General features: G+C 67.2%; 18 protein-coding genes, 1 tRNA gene, 1 pseudogene and 1 riboswitch. Of the genes and pseudogenes, 8 read left to right on the forward strand and 12 right to left on the reverse strand.

The genetic code is table 11. From position 1 onward, the window contains the following. The 4 genes and pseudogenes from HIV01_RS17535 to thiS all read right to left on the reverse strand — a co-directional run bounded on the left by HIV01_RS17535 (nt 1) and on the right by thiS (nt 3,676). A complete protein-coding gene (locus tag HIV01_RS17535) occupies nt 1-1,839 on the reverse strand; it encodes an SLC13 family permease (protein ID WP_200604165.1) in 1,839 nt (612 codons plus the stop codon). 38 nt (nt 1,840-1,877) lie between these two features. Beyond that, nucleotides 1,878-2,619 (reverse strand): annotated as a pseudogene (trmB, locus tag HIV01_RS17540) (tRNA (guanosine(46)-N7)-methyltransferase TrmB). Then, nucleotides 2,619-3,413: a thiazole synthase gene (locus HIV01_RS17545; RefSeq protein WP_200604167.1), complete on the reverse strand. Its 795-nt coding sequence runs from the start codon at nt 3,411-3,413 to the stop codon at nt 2,619-2,621. The pseudogene trmB and the gene HIV01_RS17545 overlap by 1 nt, the downstream one beginning before the upstream one ends. Nucleotides 3,414-3,475: 62 nt before the next feature. After that, nucleotides 3,476-3,676: a sulfur carrier protein ThiS gene (gene thiS / locus HIV01_RS17550; protein ID WP_200604168.1), complete on the reverse strand. Its 201-nt coding sequence runs from the start codon at nt 3,674-3,676 to the stop codon at nt 3,476-3,478. Nucleotides 3,677-3,892: 216 nt separating this feature from the next. On the opposite strand from thiS, the gene HIV01_RS17555 reads away from it, so the two are divergent. The 6 genes from HIV01_RS17555 to HIV01_RS17580 all read left to right on the forward strand — a co-directional run bounded on the left by HIV01_RS17555 (nt 3,893) and on the right by HIV01_RS17580 (nt 9,884). Continuing rightward, complete coding sequence (locus tag HIV01_RS17555) at nt 3,893-5,704, forward strand: autotransporter domain-containing protein (protein ID WP_200606229.1); 1,812 nt, start codon at nt 3,893-3,895, stop codon at nt 5,702-5,704. A gap of 180 nt (nt 5,705-5,884) precedes the next feature. Then, a tRNA-Gly gene (locus tag HIV01_RS17560) sits at nt 5,885-5,958 on the forward strand. Nucleotides 5,959-5,986: 28 nt separating this feature from the next. Further along, nucleotides 5,987-6,499 (forward strand): ATP-dependent zinc protease family protein, encoded by a 513-nt coding sequence (locus tag HIV01_RS17565; protein ID WP_342367053.1) that lies wholly within the window; start codon nt 5,987-5,989, stop codon nt 6,497-6,499. Further along, nucleotides 6,496-7,401 carry a 30S ribosomal protein S6--L-glutamate ligase gene (rimK, locus tag HIV01_RS17570; RefSeq protein WP_200604169.1) on the forward strand — a complete coding sequence of 302 codons (906 nt, stop codon included), beginning with the start codon at nt 6,496-6,498 and terminating at the stop codon, nt 7,399-7,401. The genes HIV01_RS17565 and rimK overlap by 4 nt, the downstream gene beginning before the upstream one ends. 442 nt (nt 7,402-7,843) lie before the next feature. Continuing rightward, nucleotides 7,844-8,524 carry a response regulator transcription factor gene (locus HIV01_RS17575; RefSeq protein ID WP_158733826.1) on the forward strand — a complete coding sequence of 227 codons (681 nt, stop codon included), beginning with the start codon at nt 7,844-7,846 and terminating at the stop codon, nt 8,522-8,524. Nucleotides 8,525-8,528: 4 nt separating this feature from the next. Next, nucleotides 8,529-9,884, forward strand: coding sequence for a sensor histidine kinase (locus HIV01_RS17580; protein ID WP_245156864.1), 1,356 nt, complete (start codon nt 8,529-8,531; stop codon nt 9,882-9,884). 48 nt (nt 9,885-9,932) lie between these two features. Here the strand turns inward: HIV01_RS17580 and HIV01_RS17585 are convergent, their stop codons facing one another. The 6 genes from HIV01_RS17585 to metK form a co-directional block, all read right to left on the reverse strand. Continuing rightward, nucleotides 9,933-10,844: a branched-chain amino acid transaminase gene (locus HIV01_RS17585; RefSeq protein ID WP_200604171.1), complete on the reverse strand. Its 912-nt coding sequence runs from the start codon at nt 10,842-10,844 to the stop codon at nt 9,933-9,935. 85 nt (nt 10,845-10,929) lie between these two features. Beyond that, nucleotides 10,930-11,493 carry a hypothetical protein gene (locus HIV01_RS17590; RefSeq protein ID WP_200604172.1) on the reverse strand — a complete coding sequence of 188 codons (564 nt, stop codon included), beginning with the start codon at nt 11,491-11,493 and terminating at the stop codon, nt 10,930-10,932. A gap of 111 nt (nt 11,494-11,604) precedes the next feature. Continuing rightward, a complete protein-coding gene (locus HIV01_RS17595) occupies nt 11,605-12,183 on the reverse strand; it encodes a hypothetical protein (RefSeq protein WP_207527029.1) in 579 nt (192 codons plus the stop codon). 78 nt (nt 12,184-12,261) lie between these two features. Next, nucleotides 12,262-13,083 (reverse strand): methylenetetrahydrofolate reductase [NAD(P)H], encoded by an 822-nt coding sequence (gene metF / locus HIV01_RS17600; protein ID WP_200604174.1) that lies wholly within the window; start codon nt 13,081-13,083, stop codon nt 12,262-12,264. Between the two features lie 128 nt (nt 13,084-13,211). Continuing rightward, a complete protein-coding gene (gene ahcY, locus HIV01_RS17605; protein ID WP_200604175.1) occupies nt 13,212-14,657 on the reverse strand; it encodes an adenosylhomocysteinase in 1,446 nt (481 codons plus the stop codon). A gap of 42 nt (nt 14,658-14,699) precedes the next feature. Then, nucleotides 14,700-14,780, reverse strand: a riboswitch (S-adenosyl-L-homocysteine riboswitch). Nucleotides 14,781-15,235: 455 nt separating this feature from the next. Continuing rightward, a complete protein-coding gene (metK, locus tag HIV01_RS17610) occupies nt 15,236-16,459 on the reverse strand; it encodes a methionine adenosyltransferase (protein WP_200604176.1) in 1,224 nt (407 codons plus the stop codon). 227 nt (nt 16,460-16,686) lie between these two features. Here metK and olsF point away from each other — a divergent pair, with 227 nt between their 5' ends. Further along, nucleotides 16,687-18,453, forward strand: a complete 1,767-nt coding sequence (olsF, locus tag HIV01_RS17615; RefSeq protein ID WP_200604177.1) for a bifunctional ornithine lipid synthase OlsF — start codon at nt 16,687-16,689, stop codon at nt 18,451-18,453. Continuing rightward, on the forward strand, nt 18,450-19,274 hold the full coding sequence (locus HIV01_RS17620; RefSeq protein WP_200604178.1) for a UDP-2,3-diacylglucosamine diphosphatase: 825 nt from the start codon (nt 18,450-18,452) through the stop codon (nt 19,272-19,274). Before olsF ends, HIV01_RS17620 begins: the two co-directional genes overlap by 4 nt. A gap of 19 nt (nt 19,275-19,293) precedes the next feature. Here the strand turns inward: HIV01_RS17620 and HIV01_RS17625 are convergent, their stop codons facing one another. Both HIV01_RS17625 and HIV01_RS17630 read right to left on the reverse strand, forming a co-directional pair. Next, on the reverse strand, nt 19,294-23,589 hold the full coding sequence (locus HIV01_RS17625) for a WD40 repeat domain-containing serine/threonine protein kinase (RefSeq protein WP_200604179.1): 4,296 nt from the start codon (nt 23,587-23,589) through the stop codon (nt 19,294-19,296). Beyond that, nucleotides 23,586-24,236 (reverse strand): hypothetical protein, encoded by a 651-nt coding sequence (locus HIV01_RS17630; RefSeq protein ID WP_200604180.1) that lies wholly within the window; start codon nt 24,234-24,236, stop codon nt 23,586-23,588. Before HIV01_RS17630 ends, HIV01_RS17625 begins: the two co-directional genes overlap by 4 nt. Nucleotides 24,237-24,242 lie beyond the last annotated feature (6 nt).

Here is a 24,242-nt window from a genome sequence, read left to right on the forward strand (position 1 = left end):
TCAGTACATCAGGTTGATCATCGCCACGATGACCACCGTGTAGATCAGCGACAGCGGCCCGCCGATCTTCCACAGCTCCTTGCCGGTGTAGCCGGCCGGGCCGGTGATCATCGAGATCACCGGGTTGGACGCGGTCATGAAGTTGTTCGAGGCCGACAGCGCCACGATCAGCGCGAACGCAACCGGGTTGCCGCCCGCGGCCAGCGCCAGGTTGATCGCCAGTGGCACGGTCACGATGGTCGCGCCGACGTGGCTGATGACCAGCGAGAACGCTGTCGTGAAGATGCCCACCAGGATTTCCAGCAGCCACACCGGCGTGCCCGTGGGCAGTCGCTCGATGGTGTGTCCGGCCACCCACGCCGCCGCGCCGCTGGAGTCCATCGCCCAGCCCAGTGGAATCAGGCAGGCCATCAGGAAGACCGTCTTCCAGTTGATCGCCGCGTAAGCCTCGTCGATGTTGAGCACGCCGGCGATCAGCATGCCTGCCACGCCGGTCATCAGTGCGATCGACACCGGCAGTCGCGAGGACAGCGCCAGCAGCATCGAGATCGCGAAGATCGCCATCGCGATCTTGAACTTGTGCGGACGCTGTTCGCCCTTGGGGTAGTCGGTGACCACCACCAGGTCCTTGCTCTCGGCCGCCACTGCCAGGTCGGTCCAGATGCTGTGGAAGACCAGCATGTCGCCGGCGCGCAGGGCGACGTCGCGGACGTTCTCGCGCAGCACGGCCTTGTCGCGGTTGATCGCCAGCAGGCTCAGGCCCATCTGCTTGCGCAGTTGCAGGTCGCGGCCGTTCTTGCCGATGAACTTCGAGGTGGCCGGCACGACCGCTTCGGAAATGCCGGCGCGACTGGGATTGAACAGGTCGCCGAAATTCTTCAGGCGCGAGGACAGGCGCAGGAAATGGTTCTGGGCGAAGTCGCTGACCTGCTGGCGCGGGCCCATCGCGCCGAGCACGCTGCCGACCCAGATGCGCGTGTCGGCGGGCGGCGCCAATCGCGATTCGTTGTCGCTCTTGAGCGCGAGCAGCAGCGGCGCGTTGTGCAGCGCCTCGGCCTCGCCCAGCGACATGCCGACCAGCGGGCTGTCGGCGGTGACGGTGAGCTCGTAGACGTCGCCGTCGATGCCGTAGGCCTTGGCGAAGTAACTCTGCGTGCGTGCCGGCGTGGCGCCCTTGCCGTCCTCGTCGCGCAGGTTCTTGTCGCCGAAGAAGTGGAAGTAGGCCAGCGATGCCGCCAGCAGCGCCAGGCCGATCGGCAGCGGCGCGAACATCTTCAGCGGTTCGATCGTGGCCGCGCCCGAGGGCAGGTTGCTGTTGGCGGCGATCAACAGGTCGTTGAGCAGGATCAGCGGCGAATTGCCGACCATGGTCAGCGCACCGCCCATCACGATCGCGCAGGCGATCGGCAGCAGCAGCCGCGGCAGGGTCAGGCCGGTGCGCGAGGACAGGCGCGCGGCGACGGGCATGTACAACGCCATCACCGACGGGTTCTGCATGATCGAGGAGTTGATGCCGGCGACCGCGCTGGTCAGCAGCAGCAGCCGGTGCTCGACCCCGTGCGCGCGCCGCAGCAGCCAGCCGGCGAGGCGGTTGAGGGCGCCGGTGCGATCGAGTCCGGCGCCCAGGATCATCGTTGCGATGATGCTGATCACCGCGTTGCCGGAGAAGCCGTTGAACAGTTCGTCCGGCTCGACCAGGCCCGACAGGCCCAGCAGCACCAGCACGACCAGGGCCACGACGTCGGCGCGGATGCGCTCGAACAGGAACATCACCATCGTGAAGCCCACCAGCCCGAGCACGAGCTTCATGTCGGTGGTGAGCGTCAGCGCGGTATCCATGCCGGGGCGTTAGCGACTCTGCTTTTGGGGAACGCGTTTTATGGGACGCGGTCGTAGAGGAGATCCCACACGCCGTGGCCAAGCTTCTGGCCGCGGGTCTCGAAATGGGTCTGCGGTCGCCACTGCGGACGGTCCACGCTGCCGCGCGCACCGGCGCGGTTGCTCAGGCCGGGCGTTGCATCGAGCACATCCCACATCTGTTCGGCATAGTCCTGCCAATCGGTGGCAAGGTGCAAGCGTCCGCCGACCGCGAGCTTGGACACCAGCAGGCGGGCGAACTCGGGCTGGACCAGTCGGCGCTTGTTATGGCGCTTCTTGTGCCAGGGGTCGGGGAAGTAGATGCGGATCTCGTCGAGCGAGCCGTCGGCAATCTCGTTGTGCAGCACTTCGACCGCGTCGTGGTGGTAGAGGCGGACGTGGTCGCTGCCGTCCTCGGCCAGGGCATTGAGCAGGCGGCCGACCCCGGGCGCGTGCACTTCTATGCCGATCAGGTCGCGCTCGTGGTCGTTCTGCGCGGCGAAGCGCAGGGCCTCGCCGTTGCCGAAGCCGATTTCCAGCACGCGCCGGGCCTTGGCGGCCGAAGGTGGCGTCGAAGTCGCGCGGCGCCCCGGCGTAGTCGAGGCCGAAGCGCGGCCACAACTGGTCGAACGCGCGCTGCTGCGCCTCGGTGAAACGCCCCTGCCGCAGCACGAAGCTGCGCACCTTGCGGTGGCCTTCCTCGACGGTGAACGGCTTGGGTGGCGTCTTGCCCTTGGGCGCAGGAGTGCTGGGGTCCGACATCAGCCGATCAATCCATCGACCGGGCTGGAGGCGCTGGCAAAGCGCTTGCGCGGGATGCGTCCGGCCTTGAACGCGGCGCGGCCAGCCTCGACCGCGAGCTTCATCGCGTGGGCCATCAGCACCGGATCCCTGGCGCCGGCGATGGCGGTGTTCATCAGCACGCCGTCGCAGCCCAGCTCCATCGCGATGGCCGCGTCCGAGGCGGTGCCGACGCCGGCGTCGACGATGATCGGCACCTTGGCGTTCTCGACGATCTCGAGCAGGTTGTACTTGTTCTGCACGCCAAGGCCGGAGCCGATCGGCGCGGCGAGCGGCATCACCGCGACACAGCCGATTTCCTCCAGGCGCTTGGCCAGGATCGGGTCGTCGGAGGTGTAGACCATGACCTCGAAGCCGTCCTTGACCAGGATCTCGGCGGCGGCGAGGGTCTGCACCACGTCGGGGTACAGGGTCTTCTGGTCGCCGAGGACTTCCAGCTTGACCAGGTTGTGGCCATCGAGCAGTTCGCGGGCGAGACGGCAGGTGCGCACGGCGTCGTCGGCGGTGTAGCAGCCGGCGGTGTTGGGCAGGATCGTGTAGCGGTCCGGCGGCAGCACGTCGAGCAGATTGGGCTCGCCCGGGTTCTGGCCGATGTTGCTGCGACGAATCGCGACGGTGACGATCTGGGCGCCGGCGGCCTGGGTGGCCAGGCGGGTCTGCTCGAGGTCGGTGAACTTGCCGGTACCGGTAAGCAGGCGCGAGGCGTAGGGCTTGCCGGCGATGACGAGGGGGTCGTTGAGGAGCGGAGCGGTCATCGCACTAGTTTAGCAGCCGGCCCGCGGCGCCCTGCATGCACCGTGTGCACGGGTCGGGCAATTCAGCCGCCGCCCAGCGCGTGCACGATCTCGACCCGGTCGCCGTTGGCCAGTGCGCGTTCGCCGTGGTGGCTGCGCGGCACGATCTCGCTGTTGATCTCCACCGCGACCCGGCGCTCGCCGAGGCCTTCGAGTTGCAGCAGTTGCAGCACCGTGGTGTCGGCCGCGATCGCGCGCGGCTCGCCGTTCAAGAGGATTTCCATGGTGCTATTGTCGCCGCGGCCACGGCACCAGGCCAGTGTCGGCATGCTTTTTGACGCACTGCGGCGTGAGTGTGTCCGGCGCGCATGTTTCGATGCATCCATCCGCGGGCGTATGTGGGTTCCGCGGACCTTCTGCTGTCGCCACCCATCCACTGCTTTCCCACGCCTTCCGACGCCTTTCCAGGGGATTCAATGATGACACCCGTTCGCTCCGTGCTGGCCGCCGCACTGGCGCTGGCAGCCGCACCGGCTTTCGCCCAGAGCCAGCCGTATTCGCAGACCGTCTTCTTCGGTGACAGCCTGACCGACTCCGGTCACTTCCGTCCTGCGCTGGTGCAGGCCGTGGGCCCGTCCGGCGCGCTGCTGGGTCGTTTCACCACCAACCCGGGCCTGGTCTGGGCCGAGTACGTGGCCGGCTACTACGGCAGCAACGCGGCGAGCGACAACCAGGGTGGCAGCAACTACGCCGTCGGCGGTGCCCGCACCGGCACCAACGCCGCTGGCGGCCTCGGCGCGATTCCGTCGCTGCGCACGCAGATCACCAGCTACCTTACCCGCACCGGTGGCAGGGCCGACCCGAACGCCCTCTACACCGTGTGGGGTGGCGCCAATGACCTGTTCGCCGCAGCCACGGTGCCGGCGCAGGCCCAGGCGATCATCGGCGCAGCGGTAACGGCCCAGGTCGGCAACGTCGCCGCGCTGGAGAGCGCCGGCGCCCGCTACGTGCTCGTGCCGACGGTGCCGGACCTCGGCCTGACGCCGCAATTTCGCGCCGGCGGCGCCGTCGCGCAGGCGCAGGGCACGGCGCTTTCGACCGCCTACAACAACGCTCTGTTCGCCGGGCTGGCTTCGGCCAACCTGCGGGTGATTCCGCTCGACACCTTCCACCTGCTGGGCGAGATCATCGCCAACCCGGCGCCCTACGGCCTGACCAACGTCACCGGCGTGGCCTGCCGCACGCAACCTGCGCCGGCAGGCGACTCCTCGCTGTTCTGCAATCCGGCTTCCTATGCCGCGCCGAACGCGCCGGACACGTATGCCTTCGCCGATGGCGTGCATCCGTCCTCGAAGGCGCACGCGATCCTCGGTGACTACGCCGTCTCGGTCCTCGAAGGCCCGCGCCAGCTGGCCGTGCTGCCGCATTCGGAAGCCGTCATTGGCCGCGCCCGCGCTGACCGCGTGGCCGCCCAGATCGACGCGCGTCCGGAAGGCGAGGGCATGCGCTGGTGGGGCGACGTGCGCGGTGACTTCCAGCGCTACGGCGATGGCGACAACTACGACGGCATGGGCCCGGCGCTGAGCTTCGGCCTCGACTGGGCCAGCGGCAACCTCGTGTACGGCGGCTTCGCCGGTTACGGCCAGCAGAAGATGGACTGGGGCAACAACCGCGGCGAGTTCGACCAGGACGACGCCACCCTCGGCGGCTACCTGGGCTGGACCAGCGGTTCGGCGTGGATCAACGGCCAGCTGAGCTACAACTGGGTCTCCTACGACGTCGAGCGCCGCATCAAGCTTGGCCCGACCTCGCGCACCCACACCGGTTCGCCTGACGGCACCAACCTCAGCGCCGGTTTCGCCGCGGGCTGGAACTTCGGCGAGGGTTCGCTCAAGCACGGCCCGGTGGTGCAGGTGCTGTCGCAGACGATCGAAGTCGACGGCTACGACGAGAACAGCACCGAGGCCACGGCCCTGACCTTCATGGACCGTGACTACGACTCGCTGATCGGCAGCGTCGGCTGGAAGGTCGACTACACCATCAACGAGCACCTGAGCCCGTACGCCCAGCTCACCTACGACCACGAGTTCGAGGACAACGACGACGAAGTCTTCGCCCGCCTGCGTTCGATGCCTGGCACGGGAGCGTTCGCCGTCCCCGGTACCCAGTACGACCAGGACTACGGCACCCTGGTGTTTGGCGCGCGCACCGAGTTGTTCGGCCTGGCGACCAACATCGGCACCAGCGTGACGGTGGGCCAGAAGGGCGGCAATGACGCGACCGTGTTCGTCAGCCTTGGCGGCGGGTTCTGACGGCTGGTCTGACCGGTTGTCACTGCGTGTCTGAATGACATGCTCGAGCAGTGAAGAAGTTGCGGTTCCTCCGGCAGATCGTGCCGGAGGAACCGCTGTTTCGCGGGTCCGGATCCGGGTCCCGTGGCTTTTTCCAGCAGCTTTACTCCCGCTGTATCCGGGGCATAGACTTCCCGCCACGCGGGTGTAGTTCAATGGTAGAACTGCAGCTTCCCAAGCTGCTAGCGTGGGTTCGATTCCCATCACCCGCTCCACACATTTGCAGCGGCGGCCTCCTTTAAAGTGGCCGCCGCTTTTGCCTTTCAGCGGCCCACCCCCGGAGGCCCGATGGCATCGAAGATCGTATTGGGTTGGCGCGAGTGGGCTTCCTTGCCGGAGCTTGGCATCGCGCGCCTGCGCACCAAGGTCGACAGCGGCGCGCGCAGTTCGGCGCTGCACGTGGACGCGCAATGGCGTTTTTCCGAGGGCGGCGCGCCGTGGGTCGGCTTCAGGATCAGCCCGGGCGAGCGCGCCGGCATCATCGAGGCGATGGCGCCGATCTACGACGAGCGCGAGGTCACCGATTCCGGCGGCCACTGCACCCGGCGGGTGTTCGTCCGCACGGTGCTGTCGCTGGCCGGCATCGAGCGGGTGGTTGAAATCAATCTGTCGGATCGGCGCGGCATGCTGTTTCCGATGCTGTTGGGCCGTACTGCGCTGGCGAGGGTGTTCACCGTCGATCCCGCGCGCTCATTCCTGCACGGCCGCCTGCCCATTTCGGGCGCGATCGTGCCCATCGTGAAATCAATGCAATGAAACTGGCGATCCTCTCGCGCAACAGCAAGCTTTACTCGACCCGGCGCCTGGTCGAAGCCGCGCGTGAGCAGAACCACAGCGTGCGCGTGCTCGACCCGTTGCGCTGCTACATGCGCATCGCCAGCGACGGATTCAGCATGCACTACAAGGGCCGGCCCATCGCCGGCTACCAGGCGGTGATCCCGCGTATCGGCGCCTCGGTGACGCGCTACGGCTCGGCGGTACTGCGCCAGTTCGAGCTGATGAACTCGGTCACCCCCAATTCCTCCGACGCGATCCTGCGTGCCCGCGACAAGCTGCGCTGCCACCAGTTGCTGGCGGCCGAGCACATCGGCTTGCCGACCACGGTGTTCGGCGACAACCCAGACGACACCGGTGACCTGCTGTCGATGCTCGGCGCGCCGCCGCACGTCATCAAGCTCAATGAGGGCACCCAGGGCGCCGGAGTGATGCTGACCGAGAAGCTGTCGGCCTCTCGCGGCGTGATCGAGGCCCTGCGTGGTCTCTACGCCAACTTCCTGGTGCAGGAGTTCATCGAGGAGGCGCGCGGCGCCGACGTGCGCTGCTTCGTCGTCGGCGGTCGCGTCGTGGCGGCGATGAAGCGGCAGGCGCCCAAGGGTGACTTCCGCTCCAACCTCCATCGCGGTGGTTCCGCCAAGGGCGTGCGCGCCAGCGCAGCCGAACAGGATGTCGCCATTCGCGCTGCACGCGTGCTCGGACTTGGCGTCGCCGGTGTCGATCTCATTCGCAGTGCACGCGGCCCGCTGGTGCTCGAAGTCAACTCGTCGCCGGGCCTGGAAGGCATCGAGGATGCGAGCGGGGTGGACGTGGCCGGAGAGATCATCAGCTACGTCGCCGATCGGCTGAAACGCAGAATCGCGAAAAAGGCCGCCTCGCGTTGATTTTGGAAGTTGACGACAGATAGCGGCACTTTGACCGGTATTTGTCGAAATTGAAGGCGCCTATCAGAAGTCGTCCTTCCTCATAACGAAAAGTTAACGGACGTTTTTAACGACCGTTTAATCGAATTCGGCGTAGCCTGTCGGTACCGCAGCACTGCCGCTCTACCAAGTCAGTACCTGGTCGAAGCAGGTTACGGTAATCGGGGCAATACCCTTTTGGCCCAGGCGCGGTGGCCCCGCGCTTGGGCCTTTGTTTGTCTGCGCGAAGCGCATCGCGGCGTGTGCAACAGGTGACTGGAGCACACGACGGCTCTGGCAGAATCGTTAAGATCGTTAAGATCGTTAAGTCAGGGACACCGCGGCCCCCCGGTCGCCGCAGTCGCCGCTGCAACTTAGAAGACGTTCGACGGTCGAAAGCCCCACTACCCAGGAAGGTCCAGTCATGCGCATCCTCGTCATCGAAGACAACCAGGACATCGCCGCCAATCTCGGCGACTTTCTCGAGGACCGCGGTCATACCGTGGATTTCGCCGCCGATGGCGTCACCGGCCTGCATCTGGCCGTGGTCCACGACTTCGACGCCATCGTGCTCGATCTGAACCTGCCGGGCCTGGACGGCCTGGAGGTCTGCCGCAAGCTGCGCAACGAAGCGCGCAAGCAGACCCCGGTGCTGATGCTGACCGCGCGCGACAGCCTCGAGAACAAGCTGGCCGGTTTCGACTCCGGCGCCGACGACTACCTGATCAAGCCGTTCGCGCTGCAGGAGGTCGAAGTCCGACTGAATGCGCTGTCGCGACGCGGTCGCGGCGTGCAGACGCGCGTGCTCAATACCGCCGACCTCGAATACAACCTCGACACCCTGGAAGTCCGTCGCCAGGGCAAGCTGCTGCAACTCAATCCGACCGCGCTGAAGATCCTGCAGGCGCTGATGGAGGCCTCGCCGGCGGTGGTCACGCGACAGGAACTGGAAACGCGCGTCTGGGGCGAGGAACTGCCCGACTCCGACAGCCTGCGCGTGCACATCCATGGCCTGCGTGCAGTGGTCGACAAGCCGTTTGAAGTCCCCTTGATCCAGACCCGCCATGGCATCGGTTACCGCATCGCCGCCCCAGACAACGGCTGAGCCCATGGCGGTCGCCGAAGAGCCCCAGCGTCCGCCGAGCAGGACCCCAGGCAGGACTCGCTTCCGGCGGCAGCTGCGCAGCCGCATCATCCTTGCGTTCGTGCTGCTGGGCTTCGGCCTGACGGCGCTGTTCGCATGGGCGACGAACTGGACCCGGAACCGGGTCGAGAACCAGATCATCGAAGACGTGATGAACCGCAACATCGACGTTGCGGCGCGTCAGTTCGAGCAGAATCCGGACAACCCGCAGTTCGCGGTCGACCAGATCCGTGCCTACGTCTACACCTCCGACAAGTTCGACTCGGTGCGCGTCAACTGGCCGGAGTGGTACGAGCTTGCCGACGGCATCTACGGCATGACCGGCGTGGATCCCGACGGCAATTCGTTCTCCTACAAGCTGGCGGTGCGCAAGACGCCCAAGGCGTGGTTCTTCCTCGCCTACGACATGTCGCAGGCCACGCGCGGCGAGACCCAGTTCCAGCGGGCGATCTGGGCGTCGGTGTTCCTGTTCACCGTATTGTCGTTGCTGGTCGGCTGGTGGTCGGCCTCACGCGTGATGAGCCCGGTCTCGGAACTGGCCAACCGCCTCAAGCTGTCCGGGCGAAGTTCGGAGCCGGAGAACCTCGCATCGCACTTCCCGGACGACGAGGTCGGCCAGCTCGCCGAAGCGCTCGACGACTACGCCGAGCGCCTGACCGAAGTGGTCCAGCGCGATCGCGAGTTCAACGCCGACGTCAGCCATGAGTTGCGCACGCCGCTGGCGGTGGTGAAGGGCGCGGTCGAGCTGCTGCTGTCGCGCCCCGGTGTCGACGACAAGACCCGCAACCGACTGCTGCGCATCCAGCGCGCCGAGCAGCAGTGCACCGACCTGATCAGTGCCTTGCTGCTGCTGTCGCGCAATGAGCGCGGCCATGGCGCCACCGATGTCGCGCGAGTCGCCGAGCAGTTGCTCGACGCCCACCGTGCCCAGCTCGGCGGCAAGCCGCTGGAGTTGCGCGTGGAGGGTGAGCAGGGCCTGATCGTGGACGCTCCCGAAGCAGCCGTCTCGGTCGCGCTGGGCAACCTGATCGGCAATGCCGTCAAGTACAGCAACGAAGGCGAAGTGGTGGTGCGGCTGGGCAGGAAGTCGGTCGCGGTGATCGACTCCGGTCCGGGACTGAGCGCCGAGGATGCCGCCAAGCTGTTCGAACGTGGCTACCGCGGCACCCATGCCGCGCACTCGCAGGGCGGCGGCATCGGCCTTTCGATCGTGCGTCGCCTGTGCGCGCTGTATGGCTGGGAAGTGCAGGTGCGTCCGGGCGAGCAGCGCGGCGTGGTTGCCACGCTCGCATTCGCCGACGACGTATTCCCGCGCGTCTGACGACGCGACGTGGATGCAGGAGCGGGCAAGCCGCTCCTGCAATCAGGTTCAGACCGGCTCGAGCCAGCCGTACTTGTCCGGCGTCTTGCCGTCGAACAGGCCGAAGAACAGCTCCTGGATCCGACGCGTCACCGCGCCCGGCTTGCCATTGCCCACCTGGCGACCGTCGACCGAACGGATCGGCGTGATCTCGGCGGCGGTGCCGCACATGAACAGTTCGTCGCACAGGTACAGGTATTCGCGCGGCAGGTCGCGTTCGATCACGTCGATGCCGGCGTCGCGGGCGAGGGTGATGATCGTGTTGCGGGTGATGCCATTGAGCAGCGCGGCGCTGACCGGCGTGGTGTGCAGGGCGCCATCGAACACCAGGAACAGGTTCTCGCCGGCACCTTCCGAGAGCAGGCCGGTCGAGGCCAGCGCAATGCCTTCGCCAAAGCCCAGGCGGCGGGCTTCGCGCGCGACCAGCTGGCCCGAGAGGTAGTTGCCGCCGGCCTTGGCGCCCGCCGGAAGGGTGTTCGGTGCGAACCGCTGCCAGCTCGACACGCAGGCATCGATGCCCTGGTCGACCACGCTGGCGCCCAGGTACTGGCCCATCTTCCAGGTCGCCACGGCAACGTCGGTCGGGGTGTCGGCCGACAGGCCGAAGCCGCCCAGGCCGCGGTAGGCGACCGGACGCAGGTAGTCGGTGGTGTTGTCGTTGGCCTTGAGCACTTCGCGGCAGGCGGCGTTGATCTGCTCCAGCGAGTACGGAATCGCCATGTCGTAGATCTTGGCCGAGGCGTACAGGCGCGTGTTGTGGTCGGTGAGGCGGAAGATCACCGGGCCGGAAGGCGTCTGGTAGCAACGGATGCCCTCGAACACCGAGGAGCCGTAATGCACCACGTGGGCCATCACGTGCGTGGTGGCTTCAGCCCAGCGCTTGATGACGCCGTTCTGCCAGATCCATTCGGGGTATTGCATCGCCGGCCATCCGTCAGGGGGAAACGCCTATTGTGCCTGCGCCGGGGGCCCGGACCCAAGTCGCGTCGTGGCCGCTCGCCAGGCCTCAGCCCTTGATCCACCAGCAGCCGAAGTATTTCTGCAGGCCGAACACGGTGCGCGATGGCGTGCTGCCGTTGGCCAGCGTCTGCTCCACGCGCAGCGCCACGGGCGCCTGCCTGGGCCGGGGCGGCGGCGCTGGCTCGGTGCCATCGTCTGTGCCGGCCTCCGTCGACAGCATTTCGGCGGGTTCGGAGGGCATGACCGGGTAGATGCCGACCAGCGGTCGCTGCACCATCGCATCGAGCCGTTCCAGCGCAGCGTAGGCGGCGCTGCCCGACATCCCGTTCCAGTTGTAGACGCCGGCAAGGCGATTGGCGTCGCGGGCGTCGAAGGCGCCGTTGAGCTCCTGGACCAGGTCGCGAAGGCTGCGCGCGCAGCCGCCGCTTCGCTCGCGCGAACCAGCCGCCGGCGCGGTCTTTGGCGGCTGCTCGACGGCACCGACATCCGCGCACTGTCGGTCGGTGAAGATGTCCATGCCTTCCGGCGTCGTGCATTTGTGCACCTGCGCGGCGACGGGCTGCCATGTCGCCGCGGCGAGCAGCACGGACATCAGCAGGCATTTCGACATCGGCATCGTTGCAGACTAGCTTGGGCAGGCGGAACGGGACGATACGCCCATCGCAGTCCAATCAAGGAATGGTGATTGAAGAATGGAGGTCGCAGGCCGTCTTGCCGCAGTTCAGAAGCGGACGAAATAGCAGCCCGAGTAGCGCTCCACGCCCAGCTCCAGCACCTGCTGCGGTTCGGAGAAGACCAGTTGCATCGCGCCGCCGCCATCGCCGGCGCTGGCAAGCGACGGCCAGTAACTGGCGTCGACCAGTGACTGGCGCGCCAGATGCCGCAGGCGATTCATCACCAGCTGCGCCTGCTGGTGCTGCAACCCTCGCCAGTGGAAGCTTTCGGCGATGCGGTTGACGTCGCCCATGGCGAAGGAACCCATCAGGTCCAGCGACAATTGCCCGACGTTGCGCGCGCAACCACTGGCAGCCGGGCGGCGGATCGGAATGGCGCCGCGAGGATTGTTCCGCAGCATGCCCAGGCTGGCCGACGACGACGCATCGAAGGTGAGGCGGTTGACCAGTTCGGCGGACATCGGCGCAGGCGCGGCCCCCAGCGCTGCGCAGGCAGTGTCGGTATAGATGGCTTGGCCGTCGTGGGCCTGGCAGCGATGGAGGCTGCCGACGGCGTGGGCCGGCGCCGCCAGCAGCAGCGCCCATAACCAGACCCAGGCCGCCACCCGACGTGGCTGCGTGTTCATGTTCGGCCCGCGGGGGAACGGGAGGTTTCATCCTCCGCCCGCGGGCGTCAATGGCGTGTGGTTGCCGGCAGCAGTGGGCTACAGGCGCGAGATTACCGACAGCGTCGGCTTGGACAGGTTGAGCGTGTAGAAGTGCAGGCCCGGCGCGCCGCCTGCGACCAGGCGCTGGCACATGGAGGCGACCAGGTCGGCGGCGAACTCGCGGATCGATTCGGCGTCGTCGCCGAAGGCCTGCATGCGCTTGCCTATCCAGCGCGGGATCTCGGCGCCGCAGGCATCGGAGAAGCGGCGCAGCTGGCTGAAGTTCGAGATCGGCATGATGCCCGGCACGATCGGCACGGTGACACCCAGCCGGCGCACATCATCGACGAAGCGGAAGTACGCATCGGCGTTGTAGAAGTACTGGGTGATCGCGCCATCGGCACCGGCGTCGATCTTGGCCTTGAAGTGGCGCAGGTCGGCGTGGGCGTCATCGGCTTGCGGATGGCACTCGGGATAGCAGCCGACTTCGATGTGGAAGAAGCCGTCGTGCTCGCGGCGGATGAACTCGACCAGTTCGGTGGCGTAGCGGAAGTCGCCGGTGTGGCCCATGCCCGAGGGCAGGTCGCCGCGAAGCGCAACGATGCGGTGGCAGCCCATGGCCTTGTAGCGTTCGAGCAGCTCGCCGAGCTCGGCGCGGGTTCCACCGACGCAGGACAGATGCGGAGCGGCGTCGAGGCCGTGGGTCTTGTGCAGGCGTTCGACGGTCTCCGGCGTGTAGCTCAGGGTCGAACCGCCGGCGCCGAACGTGCACGAGACGTACTCGGGGTTCTGCAACTTCAGCCTGGCCGCGGCCTTGTCCAGCTGCGCGCGCTGCTCGTCGGTCTTGGGCGGGTAGAACTCGAAGCTGATCGGGGTCATGCGTGGCCGCCGGTGCTGGGGTGGGACGTAGTCTATCGCTCTATCGCGATGGAGTGAAATGTGGGGGCGGGCAAAAAAACGGGCGCCGAAGCGCCCGTTTCCTTGCATCGCAAAACCGACGCGATCGATCAGTAGCGGTAGTGCTCCGGCTTGTACGGACCGTCCGCCGACACGCCCAGGTAGGCGGCCTGCTCGTCGGTCAGGCGGGTCAGCTTCACGCCGATCTTCTCCAGGTGCAGGCGCGCGACTTCCTCGTCGAGCTTCTTGGGCAGGATGTAGACCTTCGGCTCGTAGCTGTCCTTGTTCGCCCACAGGTCGATCTGCGCCAGGGTCTGGTTCGAGAACGAGTTGGACATGACGAAGCTCGGGTGGCCGGTGGCGCAGCCCAAGTTCACCAGGCGGCCTTCGGCCAGCAGGAAGATCGAGTTGCCACCCTTGAAGGTGTACTTGTCGACCTGCGGCTTGATGTTGAGGCGAACCGCGCCGGAGGCGTTGAGCTTGTCGACCTGGATCTCGTTGTCGAAGTGGCCGATGTTGCAGACGATCGCCTGGTCCTTCATCTGCGACATGTGCTCGAGCGTCAGCACGTCCTTGTTGCCGGTGGTGGTGACGTAGATGTCGCCACGGCCCAGCGTGCTCTCGACGGTGTTGACCTCGAAGCCTTCCATCGCCGCCTGCAGGGCATTGATCGGATCGATCTCGGTGACGACCACGCGCGCGCCGTAGGCACGCAGCGAGTGCGCCGAACCCTTGCCGACGTCGCCGTAACCGCAGACCACGGCGACCTTGCCGGCCAGCATCACGTCCATCGCGCGCTTGAGGCCGTCGGCCAGCGATTCACGGCAGCCGTAGAGGTTGTCGAACTTGGACTTGGTGACCGAGTCGTTGACGTTGATGGCAGGCACCAGCAGCGAGCCGGCTTCGGCCAGCTGGTACAGGCGGTGCACGCCGGTGGTGGTCTCTTCCGAGACGCCCTTCCAGTCGCGCACGACGGTGTGCCAGAAGCCCGGACGCTCGGCGTGGACGCGCTTGAGCAGGTCCTTGATCACCTGTTCTTCGTGGTTGCCCGAGGCGGTGTTGACCCAGTCGCTACCGTTCTCGAGCTCGTAACCCTTGTGGATCAGCAGGGTGACGTCGCCGCCGTCGTCGACGACGAGCTGCGGGCCGAGGTACTTGTCGGCGCCGGTGCCCGGGAAGGTCAGGGCGGCGAGGGTGCAGTCCCAATACTCTTCCAGCGATTCGCCCTTCCAGGCGAACACCGGGGTGCCGCTGGCGGCGATCGCGGCGGCGGCGTGGTCCTGGGTCGAGAAGATGTTGCACGAGGCCCAGCGCACGTCGGCGCCAAGGTCACGCAGGGTCTCGATCAGCACCGCGGTCTGGATCGTCATGTGCAGCGAGCCGGTCACGCGCACACCCTTGAGCGTTGCGGTGGCGGCGTACTTCTTGCGGATGGACATCAGGCCCGGCATCTCGTGCTCGGCGATGTCGATCTCCTTGCGGCCCCAGTCGGCCAGGGAGATGTCGGCAACTTTGTAATCGCCTTCGGTGGAGAAGGTCTTGGCTACGGCATTCATTGTGAAGCTCCGGTTTTTGGGTGAGGGCAGGCGTGAGACCTGCCAAACCGGGCGCCGTTGTACGTGTTGCGTCCCGCCGAGCCTGATTCCGGATTGCCCGGACTTGCAGCGCCCCTCGGCGAGGCTCGCCATTTTAGCGGTTTGCGGTTGCGGATGGATGAACCCGGTAGCCCAGACTCCATCCTGGCTTTAGTCGGGGCGCGGGACATCCATGTCCCGCTGCTCCGCAATCCCCGTCCCGGCGGACGACGCTCCGGCAATTCGTTGCGTGGTCTTCGGCTGCCCTCTCCCTGAGGGAGAGGGGCTCAACAGCGCGAGTGGGTCTGGAACGACCACTTCCTTTCGCGGGCGTACGGGACCCAGATCACCGAGCAGACGTGCGAATGAGCGAGGGCACGGGCACCGTCCAGGGCCGGCACAGCGCGAGTCCGACCGTCGCAGCTGCATCACGCGGGCACTGCGCTCTCGCCAATAGGTGAAGTCAATAAAACGATGGCGGCTTCCTCCCCACTGACAGCCAAAAAGAAAACGGACCGCAATGCGGTCCGTTCTCTTCAACCCGAATCTTCAGGCGCTGATTACTTCTTCAGCCCCGAATCCTTGCGCAGGTCGTCGGCCCTGTCCGTCTTCTCCCACGAGAAGGCGGTGGCGGTGTGCTTCTTGCCGGCGCCGTCGACGTAGGTCACTTCGTGCGGCTTGCGGCCGAAGTGGCCGTAGGCGGCGGTTTCCTGGTAGACCGGGTGGATCAGGTCGAGCATCTTGACGATGCCGTACGGGCGCAGGTCGAAGTGCTTGCGGATCAGCTTCTCGATCTTCTCGTCCGGAATCTTGCCGGTGCCGAAGGTGGTGACCGAGATCGAGGTCGGCTCGGCCACGCCGATGGCGTAGGAGACCTGCACTTCGCACTTGTCGGCCAGGCCGGCGGCGACGATGTTCTTGGCGACGTAACGCGCAGCGTACGCAGCCGAACGATCGACCTTCGACGGATCCTTGCCCGAGAACGCGCCGCCACCGTGACGGGCCATGCCGCCGTAGCTGTCGACGATGATCTTGCGGCCGGTCAGGCCGCAATCGCCGACCGGGCCGCCGATCACGAAGATGCCGGTCGGGTTGATGTGGATCTTGTTCTTCGGCAGCGACTCGAGCCACTTCTTCGGCAGCACCGGCTTGAGGACGTGTTCGTACACGCCTTCGACCAGGTCCTTCTGCTTGATGCCCGGATCGTGCTGGGTCGACAGGACCACCGCATCGAGGCCGGCCACGTTGTGGTTGGCGTCGTAGCGCAGGGTCACCTGCGACTTCGCGTCCGGACGCAGCCACGGCAGCGGCGAATTCTTCTTCTTGCGGATCTTGGCCTGCTGCTCGACCAGGCGGTGCGAGTAGTAGATCGGCGCCGGCATGAACTCCGGGGCTTCATTGCAGGCGTAGCCGAACATCAGGCCCTGGTCGCCAGCGCCCTGTTCTTCCGGCTTCTTGCGGTCGACGCCGGCGGCGATGTCCGGCGACTGCTTGCCGAGCATGTTGATGATCGCGCAGGTGTGGCCGTCGAAGCCGACACTGGAATTGTTGTAGCCAATGTCGTTGATGACCTTGCGTGCAAGCGCCTCGATGTCGACCCAGGCGTTGGTGGTGACCTCGCCGGCGACGATCGCCGCGCCGGTCTTCACCATCGTCTCGCATGCCACGCGCGCGCGCTTGTCCTGGGCCAGGATGGCATCGAGGACGGCATCGGAGATCTGGTCGGCAATCTTGTCCGGATGGCCTTCGGAGACCGATTCGGAGGTGAAGAGGTAGCTGGACATCGAGGCTTTATCCCCGTATTCGGATGAAAGGATGGCCGCGCATGATACAGGCTCGGCCGGGTCGGCGCATTGTGCGTCATTCAGGTGTTGGCTTAGGGTTAATTTCGCCGCGCCGGGGGCTTCCACGACCGTGTCATGGGATTGACCCGAAAACGCCACGTCGTTGTCGCCGCGCCGCAGCAGGCTGCGCGGCGAGACGCCCCGTCGGGGCGAGCCGTGACGCCCGAATGCCGCTTGAGCGCCGCCTGCAGGAACGCTTTCCGCACTGGTTCAACGGGCGCCGGGCGTCCTTCGCCCGCCCGTTGCTGCGCACGCTGGGCCGCTGGTCCGGGTTCGACCAGATCGAGGCGTTCCTCCAGGCCAACGGCCACCTGCGCGACTTCGCCTTCGTCGAGGCCGCGCTCGACCACCTCCAGGTGCGCTACCTGGCGGATCCGGCCGAAGTGGCCGGCATTCCCGCCAGTGGCCGCCTGCTGATCGTCGCCAACCATCCCTCCGGCGCGATCGACGCGCTGGCGCTGCTGGACGTCGTCGGCCGCGTGCGCCGCGACGTCAGGATCGTCGCCAACGACCTGCTGTCGGCCCTGGACCCGCTGTCGGGCCTGCTGCTGCCGGTGCGGATCCTCGGCGGCCGCCCCAGCGCGCAGAGCCTGCAGGCGATCGACGATGCACTCCAGGCCGAACAGTGCGTGATCGTGTTCCCGGCCGGCGAAGTGGCGCGGCTGGGCCTGCGGGGCGTCACCGATGGACGTTGGCGCCGCGGCTTCCTGCGCTTTGCCCGCGCCAGCGGCGCGCCGGTGCTGCCTGTGCGGATCGAGGCGCGCAACTCGGCCCTGTTCTACGGCGCTTCGGCCCTGTTCAAGCCGGTCGGCACGGCGCTGCTCGCGCGCGAGATGTTCGCCCGTCGCGCCCACCGCATCGCCATGCGCATCGGCACGCCGCTTTCGCTGCCGGCCGACGGCGATCCCGAGCGGTTGATGCGCCAGGTCCGGCGCGAACTTTTCTCGCTCGGCAACGGACGCAGTCGCGGCGGCAACCGCATGGCAGTCGAGCTGGCGACCGATATCGCCGCGCCCGGCCGGCCCGCGGCGGTGATCGACGCGATCGAGCCACAGCAGGTGCGCGCCGGAGTCGAGTCGCTTGCACTGCTGGGCCGTACGCTCGATGGCAAGCAGATCCGGGCCGGACGCCTGGCGGCCGGGTCGCCGCTCTTGCAGGAGATCGGACGGCTGCGCGAGGTGACGTTCCGCGCGGTCGGCGAGGGCACGGGCCAGCGCCTGGACGTCGACCTCTACGACAGCTGGTACGAGCACATCGTGTTGTGGGACGACGAGCCCTCGCGCATCGCCGGCGCCTACCGTGTCGCCCGCGGCGCCTGCGTGCTGGCCGAGCGCGGCCTGGCGGGGCTCTACACCGCGTCGCTGTTCCGCTATGCCGACGATGCGATTCCACGCATCGCCCAGGGCATGGAGCTGGGACGCAGCTTCGTCACCCCGGACTACTGGGGCGGTCGCAGCATCGACTACCTGTGGCAGGGGATCGGTGCCTACCTGGCTCGACACCGCAATGTGCGCTACCTGTTCGGCCCGGTGTCGATCAGCGCAGCGCTGCCTGAGCAGGCGCGTGAGCAGATCGTCGCCTACTACGCACGCTTCTACGGTTGCGGCCAGGCCGACGCCGTATCGAAGCAGCCGTTTGCCTACCGCGCCGCGCCGCCACAGTTCGATTCGCTCGATGCCGCAACCGCCTTCCGCGTGCTCAAGGCCAACCTCGACGCGCTCGGGGCGACGCTGCCGATGCTCTACAAGCAGTACACCGACCTGTGTGAACCGGGCGGAGCGCGCTTCCTGGCGTTCGGCGTCGATCCCGCCTTCAGCGATGCGGTCGATGGGCTGATCGAGGTCGACCTGCAGCTGCTGCGACCGAAGAAGCGCGAGCGCTACCTCGGCAGCCATTGCATCGAAACGCCCGCCATCACGGAGACAGGTGGATGACACAGCAGCCGACTGCGTTGCCTTTGCGCCGCCGCGCGGTTTTCGTGTCCGATGTCCACCTGGGTTCCAAACATTGCCATGCCGCCGAGTTCGCCGACTTCCTGAGCGGGCTTCGTTGCGACCGGTTGTACCTGGTCGGCGACATCGTCGACCTGTGGTGGATGGCCCAGCGCCGGCCGAGCTGGGGCCATGCCCACAACCGCGTCATTGAAGCGCTACACGGGCTGCGCCGCGCCGGCACCGAGCTGGTGTACGTGCCGGGCAACCATGACCGGCCGATACGCCGCTTCTGCGGCCTGACCCTGCCGCGCATGACCGTCCGGCGGCGCGCGATCCACGTCACCGCCGATGGCCGCCGCCTGCTGGTCACCCACGGCGACGACTACGACGGCGTGACCCACTTCGGCGGGTTGCAGGAGCAGTTCGGCGACTGGCTGTACTACCGCATCCTCACCGGCAACCAGTGGCTCAACCGCGTGCGTCGCCATTTCGGCCGGCGTTACTGGTCGTTGTCGGAGTTCCTCAAGCGCCAGAGCGGCGCGGCCGAGCGCTACATCGAACGCTTCGTGCAGGCCGGACTCGATGATGCACGCCGGCGCGGGCTCGACGGGGTGATCTGCGGCCACATCCACCGCGCATCGCTGCGGGAGCGCGATGGCCTGCTCTACGCCAACGACGGCGACTGGGTCGAGAGCCTGACCGCGCTGGCAGAGGATCCGGATGGCACCTTCCGGCTGCTGTCGCATACCGGCGAGACGCTGGCGCTGTGTGCGGCGCCGGTCCGCATGGTGGCGGAGCCGGTGCATCCACGGGCCGCGTAGGCACGATCAGCGCCGCGCGTCACGGCTGTCCGAGTGGATCCCGCAACGGTGCGGCCGCGACCTCCTGCAGCGTGATGGCAACGAAGATCGGCGCGCTCCAGTACTGTTCGGTGGCTTCCAGGTCGATCGATTCGATCACCCGCTCCGGATGCGGATTGACCAGGCGCATCTCGAACAGCGACGTGGAGTCGGAGCCCCAGCCGTTCTCCATCGGCATGTACCAGGCGAGCCGTGGTTGCTGGAACTGGCGCGGGTCTTCCCAGAATGCGACGAAATCGCGGCCCCATATCAATGGCAGACGCGCAGTCGCCCCATCGCGGTAGTGGAGTACGACGCGACCGAGTTCGGTGGGCTGGCGGGACTGCGCCAGAGTGCCGGACGAGCCGAGGATGACGAGTCCCCGGGCCTTCCTGCCGACGGGTATGCCCTTGACCGCGTCCACGAAGCTGCCGCTCCAGCTGGTGCCCAGCTCTTTCATCGTCAGGTAGATGAAGCCGCGAACGTCGTAGTCGGTTCCAAGAAACCGCTGGTGGCCACTGGGTAGCCGGCTCAGGTCGATCGTGTTGCCGCCCTGTGCCGCGGCCTGGTCCAGCGCCGCTGTGTAGAACGCGCCGAGGTCCAGTGCCTGCGACGGCAGGGTCCGGCTCCGCGCGGGCGCCGGGCGGGTGACGGCGTGCAGCGGCGGCGAGAGTGCAACCGCGCCCGGGTCGTTACGTCGCAATGCAGAGCGAGTGGCTGGCGTCAGCGGCGCGGAGAGCGGCGTCCCATGGTCGGATTCGGCGGCGCCGAGCAGTTGCGCATCCCGTGCGATCTCGGCCACGGGGCGCTTGTCCGGCCGCAATGGCCAGACGATGCGCCGCCCAAACCACGTGCTCGCGAGCAGGCTGCTGCCGTCGTCGGCGAACGTCACCGAAGCGATCCAGTCCGGGTGCGCCACCGGAAGACGCAATGGCGGTGCCAGCGGTTGACCGCTGCCGGCATCGGCCAACTGCACGCCGCGGCGCAGCGCGAAAGCGACCCAACGGCCATCCGCGCTGAGGGCGGCGGACAGCAATGGTTCCTGGTCGGGCTGCTTTGGCAACCGCCCGACGATGCGCCCATTGCCGTCCAGCAGCGTGCGGGTCGGCCCGCCGACGGCCAATCGCGAGCCACTTGCGGACACGGCCAGCGCAAGCGGCTCGCCGGTCAGCTGCGTGCGCCCCAACAGCTTTCCCGTTTGCGTATCCCAGCGCAGCAACTCGTTACCCTGGGAGAGGTCCGCCTTGGCGGCGAGTACGGCGTTGAAGGTCTTGTTGTCGCTGCTGAAGGCGCCATCGCGCACATCCCCCTCGGCGTAGGGTATGCGCAAGCGCAATGGCGGGCGCGACAACAGTTCGACGCGGATCAGTCGCGGATCGGATTCGACCCCGCCCCACGCGGCGATGGTGCTGGCGTCAGTGCTGAAGCGCATGCCCGCCAGCGGGCCGGCCAGCGACGCTTCACTCGGCAGCAACGTACCGCGACGCAGGTCGAGGACGCGCAGGACTTCGACGAAATCGCGCCCTTGCGCACGGGCGTAAGTGAATGCAAGCAGATCGCCGCGGGCACTGAGCGTCGCACGCTGCGGCGTCTGCGTGAGAAGCACCGGTCCATGGAGCACGCGCCCCGTTCGCCAGTCCCACGTCCGCGCCTCGCGACCGGACAGTGTCACCAGCGTATTCGCGCGCGCATCCAGTTCGGCAAAGTACACAGGTTGTGGGTGCACCAGCGGAGCGCCCAGGCGGCGTCCGCTTCTGGCATCCACCACACCTGCAATGCCGGCATCGACGTAGGGCAGGTGCTGGCCGTCGAACGAAGCGTAGTCCGATGGCATGGCCGCAGCGAGCGGGTCGACGGCGTGCCAGGGCTGCGTCAGGCGCCACAGCCGCAGCTCGCCTTCGGCACCACCGGTGGCGATCATCCCGTTGTCAAAGTTGACGTCCGCCGACCACATGAAAAGCAGGCCGGGGCTCGACAGCGGCGGGCCCAGAGGCAGCGGCGCGCTGCGTGGGTCACTGAGCTGGAACACCTGCAGGCGGTTGTCGGCGCGTACCGCGAGCAATCCGCGCTTGCGGTCGATCTTTACCCAGATCGCCTGGGACTGCCGCATCGGCGGCATGACCTGCGCGCCATCTTCGACATTCCAGGCGTGGACTTCGCCCGGTTCCGATGCACTCGCCAGCCACGCCCCGTCAGCGCTGAACGACAACCACACCACTCGGCCACTGGGTTGCGGCACCAGCCTGCGTTCGCTGCCATCGCGTGTGTCCACCAGGCGCACACCGCCATCGTTGTCGCCCAGCGCCAGCTGGCGGCCGTCAGGGCTGAAGGTCCAGGCCGTGGCACGTGGGGTGCGATGCTGCAACGCGAACGTGTCCGGATCGAGCAGGTCGACGCTGGAGTCACCATCGCGCGTATACCAGACCGCCAGATGTCCCGCCGCAGGCGCGAACAGCCACCCTCCGATTGCAAAGTCGCGACCGGTCGCGGGGCCACGTGGCATCCAGTCCCGCGTGCGGAAACTGCGGCTGATGCCGTCGCTGCTGCGCAGTATCGCGGTGCTCCCGTCGGCGCTGAATGTGGCGTCCTGGAAGCGGGGAAAGGTCGCCGGTGGCGCCTGCATGCGGCCAGTGGCAACGTCGATCAGCATCATGCTCTGGCCGCTCGGGTTGACGACCGGGGTCGGCCAGGTCGCGGTAGCGATCAGGTAGCGGCCGTCGTCAGAGAAGGCCAGGTGGCCAATCGAATCGCGATCGTTGAGCACCTTCGGAAAATCGGCCGTGGCCAGGCGCCAGCGTTCGCGGCCGCTCGCCGTCTCGAACAGGCGGATCTCGCCGTCGGCGCAACCGGCGGCGACCAGGCTGCCATCGGCGCTGAGCGCGACGGCGTCGATGCGATTTGCGAGCGCGATCACGTCGATCAGGCGTGGACTGGAATCGAGCAGAAGGCCGATGCGTGTGCGCTCCGTGCTCGCGTCTGCGGTCGCAGCGCTCGCTTGCGCCTCGCGCAGGTTGGCGACGAGCAGCGGCAGGGCAGTGAAGGCATCGTTGTCCGCAAACTGATGCCAGGCTGCATCGCGCCGTTGCTGCCACAGGCTGTCGCGCACGCGCACGGACTCGGCGGCGGCGCGGTTCGCGTTCTGCTCGGCGCGTCGCCACTGCAGCGATGTCGCAATCACGCCGGCAAGGAGGACGATGACGGCCAGGGATGCAACCGCGGCCAACCTGGGCTCACGCCGGGCCCAGCGCAGCGCGCGCTGCGGAATGCCGATCTGGCGCACGCTGACGGCGCGTCCATCGAGAAAGCGGGTCAGGTCATCGGCCAACGCACGTGCCGTCGGATAGCGCTGTCCCGGGTCGCGCTGCAGGCAATGCAGGCAGATTGCTTCGAGGTCGGCAGGAATGCCGGCACGCAGCTTGCTGGGCGGCTCGATGTCGCGCGTCCGCACGCGCTCGATGACGTCGCGTGCATGTGCGCCCAGGTCGCGATCGTCACCGGGCGTCCGTTCTCCACGCACTGGCGGCTGGCCGGTCAGCAGCTCGTACAGGATCGCGCCAAGGCCCCATACGTCGGTCCGCCGGTCGAGGATTCCCGCGCCCAGTTCGGTTTGCTCCGGTGCCATGTATTCCGGCGTGCCCGAGACCGCCTCATTGTCGGCGCCGGCACCGTGCACCAACCGCCGCGCCAGGCCGAAGTCGGCGATCTTGGTGGTGCCACCGACAGTCCTCAGGACATTGCCGGGCTTGAGGTCCAGGTGAAGCACGTCGAGCCGGTGGGCATAGTCGACTGCTTCGGCGACGTCGCCCAGCAGTGTTGCCGCGGCGCGCGCCGACATAGGGCCGTCGCGTTGCAACTGGACGTCGAGACTGACGCCCTCGACCAGTTCCATGGCGTAATAGATCAGCCCGCGGTGGTCGCCGATCTCGTAGACGGTGACGATGTTGGGATGCTGCAGGCGCGCGGCATGCTGGGCTTCGCTCTGGAATCGCGCGACGAACAGGTCCGATGCCCACGGGCCGGCCGACAGCAGCTTCAGCGCCACGTCGCGCTCCAGGCGATGGTGGCGGGCCCGGTAGACCATCCCCATGCCTCCCTGGCCGATCAACTCCAGCAACTCGTATTCCCCGAGCGCGCGCTGGCCGGGATCGCCGAGGTCGAGCGCAAAGTCCGCGCCTGCGCCGGCGTCCTGGTCGAGCGCGTCGATCGTGCCGCTGCCAAAGGCAAGCCGCACCAGCATCAGCCGGGAAGACCTGCGGCCCGGATCGGCAGAGGTGCCTTCGACCTGGGCGTCGGTCATGGCGCGCGTTCCAGTGCTTCGCGCATCGCCTCGCGCTCAGCCCGATAGTCGTCGCTGCTGCGGGTGATTTCGGCCAGCTCCTCGTCGACCAGTTGGCGAAAGCGCTGGCGCAGGCGACGCACGGCCATCACGACGAACAATGGATGCACGCCGAGGGCGGCTGCGTCGCGGTCGTGCTCGGCCTTGCTGCCTTCGCTCGACAGATAATGCTGGAGGCGCTCGAAAACAGCCTGCCGCCCGGCCTCGTCCGCTTCGATCCGCAAGCGCCGCATCGCCAGTGCGATGACCTCGATCGCGAATTGCTGCCGCAAGGTCTGCTCATCGTGTCCGGAGTGCGCGGCATCGGCTTGCGTTGCCTGCGTCTGCGCCACGTAGCGTTCCAGCTCATCGAGCAGGAACAGGCGGAAGCGGCCGTACTCGGCGGCGCGGGCGATGCCCTCGCGGACAAGGTGATCGAAGAAGCCGCGGGTCATCCGCACCGCCTCTTCCGGCTCGAAGCCTCGATCGGCGAAGCAGGCTTGTACCGGTACCCAGTAGCGGATGCACAGTTCATCCAGGCGCGCCTGCCCCTGCTGTGGCTCCTGCAAGGCCGCCACCAGCGACCAGCGGGTGTTGTGGAAGTCGGCGATGGAGCGCGGCGTGGTCATGTGTCA

Source organism: Lysobacter arenosi, from assembly GCF_016613475.2.
In the GTDB taxonomy this organism is placed as follows: Bacteria; Pseudomonadota; Gammaproteobacteria; order Xanthomonadales; family Xanthomonadaceae; genus Lysobacter_J; species Lysobacter_J arenosi.

Coding starts and splice junctions, on each gene's coding strand:
- thiS (WP_200604168.1), bottom strand. CDS start 3,676: ATGGAAATCCTCTTGAACGGCGAGCCGCGCGCGATCGCGGCCGACACC.
- metF (WP_200604174.1), bottom strand. CDS start 13,083: ATGACCCCGATCAGCTTCGAGTTCTACCCGCCCAAGACCGACGAGCAG.
- HIV01_RS17590 (WP_200604172.1), bottom strand. CDS start 11,493: ATGTCGAAATGCCTGCTGATGTCCGTGCTGCTCGCCGCGGCGACATGG.
- HIV01_RS17595 (WP_207527029.1), bottom strand. CDS start 12,183: ATGAACACGCAGCCACGTCGGGTGGCGGCCTGGGTCTGGTTATGGGCG.
- HIV01_RS17625 (WP_200604179.1), bottom strand. CDS start 23,589: ATGACCGACGCCCAGGTCGAAGGCACCTCTGCCGATCCGGGCCGCAGG.
- HIV01_RS17545 (WP_200604167.1), bottom strand. CDS start 3,413: ATGACCGCTCCGCTCCTCAACGACCCCCTCGTCATCGCCGGCAAGCCC.
- HIV01_RS17620 (WP_200604178.1), top strand. CDS start 18,450: ATGACACAGCAGCCGACTGCGTTGCCTTTGCGCCGCCGCGCGGTTTTC.
- HIV01_RS17575 (WP_158733826.1), top strand. CDS start 7,844: ATGCGCATCCTCGTCATCGAAGACAACCAGGACATCGCCGCCAATCTC.
- metK (WP_200604176.1), bottom strand. CDS start 16,459: ATGTCCAGCTACCTCTTCACCTCCGAATCGGTCTCCGAAGGCCATCCG.
- HIV01_RS17580 (WP_245156864.1), top strand. CDS start 8,529: ATGGCGGTCGCCGAAGAGCCCCAGCGTCCGCCGAGCAGGACCCCAGGC.
- rimK (WP_200604169.1), top strand. CDS start 6,496: ATGAAACTGGCGATCCTCTCGCGCAACAGCAAGCTTTACTCGACCCGG.
- olsF (WP_200604177.1), top strand. CDS start 16,687: ATGCCGCTTGAGCGCCGCCTGCAGGAACGCTTTCCGCACTGGTTCAAC.
- HIV01_RS17535 (WP_200604165.1), bottom strand. CDS start 1,839: ATGGATACCGCGCTGACGCTCACCACCGACATGAAGCTCGTGCTCGGG.
- HIV01_RS17630 (WP_200604180.1), bottom strand. CDS start 24,236: ATGACCACGCCGCGCTCCATCGCCGACTTCCACAACACCCGCTGGTCG.
- ahcY (WP_200604175.1), bottom strand. CDS start 14,657: ATGAATGCCGTAGCCAAGACCTTCTCCACCGAAGGCGATTACAAAGTT.
- HIV01_RS17585 (WP_200604171.1), bottom strand. CDS start 10,844: ATGCAATACCCCGAATGGATCTGGCAGAACGGCGTCATCAAGCGCTGG.